This window comes from Streptomyces reniochalinae (assembly GCF_003323735.1).
Classification (GTDB): Bacteria; Actinomycetota; Actinomycetes; order Streptomycetales; family Streptomycetaceae; genus Streptomyces; species Streptomyces reniochalinae.
The window spans coordinates 1-2,142 of the sequence record NZ_QOIM01000070.1 but is presented as its reverse complement, the minus strand read 5'-3'; the positions used below and the strand labels follow the sequence as shown (position 1 = coordinate 2,142).

The window sequence follows — 2,142 nt, the reverse complement described above, 5'->3', positions numbered from 1 at the left end:
ACGCGCCCCGATCCGTGACATCACACGCCCTCACATCCACCAACGCACCCGCCGCAACCAACTCAGCCGACAACTCCGCCGCGCCCGGCGCATCGGAACCACTACGACTCACCAACAGCAGGTGGCGCACCCCGCGCTCAGTCACAAGATGACGGGCCACCAACGCGCCCAAACCGCCGGTACCACCGGTGATCAGCACGGTGCCCGCCGGATCAACCTCCGGTACTTCGTGCGCCGCAGCGGCCACCCGCACGAGACGAGGTACCAGCACCCGACCCGACCGCACCGCCACCTCCGGCTCACCGGAGGCCAACGCACCCGCAACCACACCCACCGACGCCGACGCCCCGTCGACGTCGACCAGCACGAAGCGATCCGCGTGCTCGGCCTGCGCCGCACGCACCAAACCCCACACCGGCGCCGAGGCCGGCGCGAACTCCTCACCCGGCTCCACCACAACCGCGCTCCGCGTCACCACCACCAACCGGGACTCGGCGAACCGGTCATCCGCCAAGAACGCCTGAACCTGCCCAAGCACCGTCTCCGCGACGCGACGGGTCGCCTCCGGTACCTCCCCGCCCGACTCCGCAACGGTCAACACCACACACTCGGGAACACTGCCACTGTCGGCCAGAGCACCCAGCGAGGCATGACACGCCACCCCACCCGCAGGAGGCAGACCCTCACCGACAAGGCCCATCCCCTCCAGCGCCCGCCCCTCCTCCGCACGGCCCGCCTCCGTCCACTCCAGACGGAACAGCGGATCGTCCTTCGCCCCGGCCGACGCGAGCTGATCGGTCGAGACAGGACGCAGACTCAGCGTTTCCGCGCGAGCGACCACCTCACCGGCCGGGTCGGCGACCGTCACGGCTATCGCGTTGCTCTGCCCGGCACTGCCGATGCGGACACGCAAGGAGGTCGCGCCGGAGGCGAAGAGGTCGACACCGGACCAGGCGAACGGCAGCCACGGCTGCCCGTCCTCCGCATCCGATACGAAGTCACCCAGGACAGTCGCGTGCAGGGCGGCGTCCAGCAGGGCGGGGTGGATACCGAACCCTTCGACGTTGCTGTGCTCCTGGTCGGGGAGTTCGACCTCAGCGTAGATCTCGTTGCCGGAGCGCCACGCGGCCCGCAGGCCCCGGAAGGCGGGTCCGTACGCATAGCCGCGTGCGAGCATGTCCCCATACGAGTCACCGAGGTCGATCGGTGTGGCGTCGGCCGGTGGCCAAACGTCGATCGGGGCGGGCCTGCTCGACCGGCTGGCGATGGTGCCCGTCGCATGCCGTGTCCACGGCTGGTCGTCGGTGTCGCGCGAGTACACCGTGAGGGCGCGGCGCCGGTCGTCGCCGTCGGCGGCGTGGACGAGCACGTGGATACGCGTCGTCTGGCCGGGGAGCAGGACGAGCGGGCTTTCCAGGGTGAGCTCGTCCACCCGCTCGCACCCTGCCTGCTCGGCGGCGCGCAGGGCCATCTCCACGAAAGCCGTCCCCGGCACCATGACCGTGCCCAGCACATCGTGGTCGGCCAGCCACCGGTGAGTGGCCAGAGAGATCCGCCCAGTCAGCAGAAGGGTGTCGGTGTCGGGGAGTTCGGTGGTTCCGGTCAGGATCGCGTGCTCGATCGCGCCCAGTCCGGCAGCGCCGGCGTCCTCCCCGATGGTCGGCGGGGTGATCCAGAAGCGCTGGTGCTGGAAGGCGTAGGTCGGCAGCTCCACCGGCGGGATGTGTCCGAAGTGGCTGGTCCAGTCGATGGTCACACCGCTGCTGTGCAGCCGGCCGAGCGCTTCGATGAACGCCTGGGCCTCGCCGCGGTCCTTGCGCACGGCCGGCACGACCACCGCCGCCTCGTCCAGACTCTGCTGAGCCAGCCCCGCCAAAACACCATCAGGCCCGATCTCGACGAAGACCGACGCGTCCGCGGCAGTGACGCCATCGGCGAACCGCACGGCCCGGCGCACCTGATCGACCCAGTAACCCGGGTCGGTGAGCTGCCCCTCGACAACCAACTGCCCCGTGACAGTGGAGACGATAGGCAACACAGGCTCGTGATAACTGAGCGTCGCGGCCACAGCCGCGAACTCCTCCAACATCGGATCCATCAACGGCGAGTGGAACGCATGGCTGACCCGCAACCGCCGAGCCC

General features: G+C 69.8%; 1 protein-coding gene. It reads right to left on the bottom strand.

The window, feature by feature from the left end; translation table 11 throughout:
• Positions 1-2,098: polyketide synthase dehydratase domain-containing protein (locus DQ392_RS35925; RefSeq protein ID WP_281273068.1), on the bottom strand; the 2,098-nt coding region annotated here is incomplete at its 3' end.
• Between the last annotated feature and the right edge of the window lie 44 nt (positions 2,099-2,142).